The following is a 4,833-nucleotide window of genomic DNA, read 5'->3' as shown; positions in this document are numbered from 1 at the left end:
CGGACCGAGTAGGTGCGGCCGAAGAGGTTGAAGTCGTTGACGTAGACCGAGCCGAGATAGACCTGCATCGTCTCGAACAGGTCCGACAGCGAGATGCCGAGCTGGCGCGCCTTGGTGCGGTCGATGTCGAGGTCGAGCTGCGGCACGTTGAGCTGGAAGCTGGTGAAGAGCCCGGTCAGTTCCGGCGCCTTCGCGGCCGCGGCGAGGAAGCCCTTGGTCGCCTCGTCGAGCGCCTCGTAGCCGAGGCCGGCCCGGTCCTCGATCTGCAGCTTGAAGCCGCCGATGGTCCCGAGCCCCTGCACCGGAGGCGGCGGGAACATGGCGATGAAGGCGTCCTCGATCCCGGCGAACTGGCGATTGAGGGCGCCCGCGATCGCGAGGCCGCTCATCTCCGGCGCCGTGCGGTCCTGGAAGTCCTTGAGGGTGACGAAGACGATGCCGGCGTTCGAGCTGTTGGTGAAGCCGGCGATCGACAGGCCGGGGAAGGCGACCGCCCCCTCGACGCCGGGATGGGCGAGCGCGATCTCGCTCATGCGGTGGATGACCTGCTCGGTGCGGTCGAGCGTGGCCGCGTTCGGAAGCTGGGCGAAGCCGACCAGGTACTGCTTGTCCTGCGCCGGCACGAAGCCGCCCGGCACCGCCCGGAAGACGACGACGGTCAGGCCGACCAGCCCGAGATAGAGCGCGAGCATGACCACGCGGCCGGCGATGACGCCGCGCACGCCGCTGCCGTAGGCGCGGATGCCGCGCCCGAAGACGCGGTTGAAACCGCGGAAGAACCAGCCGAGGAAGAAGTCGAGGACGCGCGTCGGCAGGTCCTTGGGCGCCCCGTGCGGCTTCAGCAGCACCGCCGCCAGCGCCGGCGACAGGGTCAGCGAGTTGATCGCCGAGATCACGGTCGAGATGGCGATCGTCAGGGCGAACTGCTTGTAGAACTGCCCGGTCAGGCCGGTGATGAAGGCGAGCGGCACGAAGACGGCGCAGAGCACGAGCGCGATGGCGATGATCGGGCCCGAGACCTCGTGCATGGCGCGATAGGCGGCCTCCCGCGGGGCCAGCCCGTTCTCGATGTTGCGCTCGACGTTCTCGACCACGACGATGGCGTCGTCGACGACGATGCCGATCGCCAGCACCAGCCCGAAGAGGGTGAGCGCGTTCACCGAGAAGCCGAAGATCTGCATCACCGCGAAGGTGCCGATGATCGAGACCGGCACCGCCAGCAGCGGGATGATCGAGGCCCGCCAAGTCTGCAGGAAGAGGATGACGACGAGGACGACGAGCAGCACCGCTTCCAGCAGCGTGTGGACGACGGCATCGATCGAGGCGCGCACGAACTTGGTCGTGTCGTAGACGATCGAGTAGTCGACGCCCTCGGGCATGTTCTGGCGGATTTCTTCCATCACCGTCCGCACTTCGTCGGCGATGCGGATGGCGTTCGAGCCGGGGGACTGGAAGATCGGGATCGCCGCCGCCGGCTTGTTGTTCAGGAGGGACCGCAGCGCGTAGTCGGCGGCGCCGAGGTCGATGCGGGCGACGTCGCGCAGGCGCACGATCTGCCCGTCGCTTCCCGCCTTGACCACGATCTCGCCGAATTCCTCGGGGCTGCGCAGCCGTCCCTGGGCGTTGACCGAGAGCTGCAGGTCGATGCCCGGCACGCCCGGCGAGGCGCCGACGACGCCGGCCGCCGCCTGGACGTTCTGGGCCCGGATTTCGCGCACCACGTCGCCGGCGGAGAGCCCATACTCGGCCACCCGCTGCGGGTCGAGCCAGACCCGCATCGAATAGTCGCCGGCACCGAAGAGCTGGACGTCACCGACGCCCTGGATCCGGGCGAGCCGATCCTTGACGTTGATGAGCCCATAGTTGCGCAGATAGGTCGTGTCGTAGCGCCCGTTCGGCGACACCAGGTGAACGACCATCATCAGGTCGGGCGAGCTCTTGACGGTGGTCACGCCCAGCGTCCGCACCTCCTGGGGCAGGCGCGGCTCGGCCTGCGAGACCCGGTTCTGGACGAGCTGCTGCGCCTTGTCGGGGTCGGTGCCGAGCGCGAAGGTGACGGTCAGCGTCATCAGCCCGTCGGTGGTGCCCTGGCTGCTCATGTAGAGCATGCCCTCGACACCGTTGATCGCCTCCTCGATCGGCGTCGCCACCGTCTCGGCGATGACCTTGGGGCTGGCGCCGGGATAGGTCGCCCGGACGATGACCGAGGGCGGCACGACCTCGGGATATTCCGAGACCGGCATCCCGACGAGGGAGATGAGGCCGCCCAGGAAGATCAGCAGCGACAGGACGCCGGCGAAGATCGGCCGGGCGATGAAGAAGTTGGAGATGTTCATGGCGGAGTTCCCGGGCGGCTCGGCGAGGAGAGGGCTCAGCGGCCCTCGGGCGCCATCGCCACCATCTGCGGCTGGACAAGGGCGCCGGGGCGGACGCGGTGCAGGCCGTTGACGACGATCCGTTCGCCGGCCGCGAGGCCCGACCGGACGATGCGCAGCCCGTCGGCGGCGGGGCCGAGCACCACCTCGCGATAGCTGGCCCGGCCATCCTCGCCGACCACCATGACGAACTTCCGGCCCTGGTCGGTGCCGACCGCCCGCTCGGTGACCAGCACCGCGGCCTGGGTCTCGGCGCTGCCCATCCGGAGCCGCGCGAACTGGCCCGGCATCAGGCGGCCGCCCGGATTGTCGAAGATCGCGCGCATCCTGACGGTCCCGGTCCGCGGGTCGATCTGGTTGTCGATGAGCTGCAGGCGCCCGCGCACCGGCCGGCCCTCGGCGCCCGCGGTTTCCATCTCGACCGGAATGCGGTCGAGCGCCCGGGTCGAATCGGTCCCGGGCGGCAGGCCGGCGATGGCGCGGGCGACGACGTCCTCGTCGGCGCTGAAGGCGGCGTAGATCGGGTCGACCGAGACGATCGTGGTCAGCACCGCGGCGTCGGCGCCGGCGGCGACGAGGTTGCCGACCGTCACCTCCACCTTGCCGACCCGGCCCGCGACCGGCGCCCGGATCTGGGTGTAGCCGAGACTGAGCTGGGCCGCGGCGAGCGCCGCCTCGGCGGTGCGCAGGTTCGCCTCCGCCTCGCGGTAGGCGCTGACCCGCTGGTCCTGGTTCGCCTGCGAGATGGCGGCCATGCCCGAGCGGATCATCTGCTCGCCGCGCTCCTGTTCGCGCCGGGTCAGCGCCAGCCGCGACTGGGCGGCCAGGATCTGCGCCTTCAGGCGCTGGATCTCGGTCTCGTAGGGCACCGGGTCGATGGTGAAGAGGAGGTCGCCGCGCTCAACCAGCGCGCCCTCGCGGAAATGCACCGCCTGGACCGAGCCGGTGACGCGCGGCCGGACTTCGACCCGGTCGATCGCCTCGAGCCGGCCGGAGAACTCGCTCCACAGCACGACCTCGCGCGCGATCACCGAGGCCACGGAGACCGGGACGGCGGCGGGTGCCGCCGGGGCGGCGGCAGGCTTTTCCTCCTCCAGCGCCGACAGCACGGTGCCGCTGCCGATGCCGACTGCGGCGAGGACGCCTGCGCCGAGCAGCAGGCCGCGGACGGAAAGGATGCCCATGGGTCGAACTCCGGTTGCATGGGTTGGGCTGTTGGAACCGGCGGGACGGACCGCCCGGTCGGCGGCGGGGCATTGCTGCGCCGCACCGGTGGGTCGGGTATCCGGGGCCGGAGGTTCTGTCGATTACCTGGCACTTCCGTCCCCGGCGGCCGATCGGCCTTCCGAGTGGCGGGCCCGCGTTCCGAATCTCGGAAACTTTGTGCGGTGCGGGATAGATACTGCGTCCGGGGGAAGATTACATCGGGTTAACCTCGACCTCGCGAACCTGTGATCGGACGGTCGGGAACGATCGGCCGCGGGCGTGCCATGCCGGCCCTGGCGGCCAGCCCGACAGGGTGATAGAACCTCGACCATGGTTGAGGTCAAGCGCGAAACCGCACCAAAATCACAGGCACTTGCCGGCAGAGTCCGGGTGCATCGGGACCTGACCGTGGGGGAGGTGGCGGCCCGGGCCGGGGTCGCCGTCTCGACCCTGCATTTCTGGGAGGCGAAGGGGCTCATCGCCAGCCGGCGCAGTGCCGGCAACCAGCGCCGCTATCCGCGTGCTGCGCTGCGGCGCGTGGCGGTCATCAAGGCGGCGCAGTCGCTGGGCATCCCGCTCGCGGCGATCGGCGAGGCGCTGGCGAGCCTGCCGGACGGGCGGCCGCCCACGGTCGCCGACTGGGCGCGCCTGTCCGCCGCGTGGCGCGACGATCTCGACCGCCGGATCGCCCGTCTGACGTGCCTGCGCGACCGCCTCGCCGGCTGCATCGGCTGCGGCTGCCTGTCGCTCGCGGTCTGTCCGTTGCGCAATCCCGGCGACCGCGCGGCCGCGGCCGGCTGCGGCGCCTATCTCCTGGAGCGGGCGGGCGTCCCGAACGAAGAGGGGGCTCCGGCATTGCCGGAGCCCCCTCGGTCGGGGTCCAGGAGCGCTTCGTCTACTCGCCGGGGGGGGCGCCGCGGCCGTGGCGCAGGTAGTCGACGAAAAGGCGGCCGCGGCGCGCGGCCTTGGTCGCTTTGGCGACATAGCGGTCGGGCGCGTCGCCCGCCATCGCCGCGGCGATGCCGCGGCAGAAGGACTTGGCTGCGGCCCAGCGCGCGGCCGGGCGCAGCGGCGCCACGACATGCAGGCCCTTGCCGCCGGAGGTCTTGACGAAGGCTGCAAGGCCCGCCGTCTCCAGCCTTCGGCGCACCTCGCCGGCTGCTGCGATGACCATCTCCCAGGAGACGTCGGGGCCGGGGTCGAGGTCGAAGGTCAGCATGTCCGGGCGCTCGATGTCGGCGAGCGCGGCGCC

General features: G+C 71.0%; 2 protein-coding genes and 2 pseudogenes. 1 reads left to right on the top strand and 3 read right to left on the bottom strand.

The features are described from left to right. Together ACE3Q3_RS22890 and ACE3Q3_RS22885 are read right to left on the bottom strand one after the other, a co-directional pair. Window positions 1-2,336 (bottom strand): efflux RND transporter permease subunit (locus ACE3Q3_RS22890; protein ID WP_374449930.1); only part of this gene is annotated, 2,336 nt, incomplete at its 3' end. A gap of 35 nt (window positions 2,337-2,371) precedes the next feature. Continuing rightward, window positions 2,372-3,559, bottom strand: a complete 1,188-nt coding sequence (locus ACE3Q3_RS22885) for an efflux RND transporter periplasmic adaptor subunit (protein ID WP_374449928.1) — start codon at window positions 3,557-3,559, stop codon at window positions 2,372-2,374. Window positions 3,560-3,911: 352 nt separating this feature from the next. Between ACE3Q3_RS22885 and soxR the strand changes: the two are divergent. After that, window positions 3,912-4,388: pseudogene (soxR, locus tag ACE3Q3_RS22880) on the top strand (redox-sensitive transcriptional activator SoxR); the annotation flags it as partial. 88 nt (window positions 4,389-4,476) lie between these two features. On the opposite strand, the pseudogene ACE3Q3_RS22875 reads toward soxR, so the two are convergent. Further along, window positions 4,477-4,833: pseudogene (locus tag ACE3Q3_RS22875) on the bottom strand (ATP-dependent DNA ligase); the annotation flags it as partial.

It is taken from the genome of Allostella sp. (assembly GCF_041913585.1).
In the GTDB taxonomy this organism is placed as follows: domain Bacteria; phylum Pseudomonadota; class Alphaproteobacteria; order ATCC43930; family Allostellaceae; genus Allostella.
The sequence above is the reverse complement of the archived record's forward strand: the minus strand, read 5'-3'. Positions and strand labels throughout refer to the sequence as shown.

Bases quoted from the DNA above. Each gene is read 5' to 3' on its own strand.
- ACE3Q3_RS22885 (WP_374449928.1), bottom strand. From the start codon at position 3,559: ATGGGCATCCTTTCCGTCCGCGGCCTGCTGCTCGGCGCAGGCGTCCTC.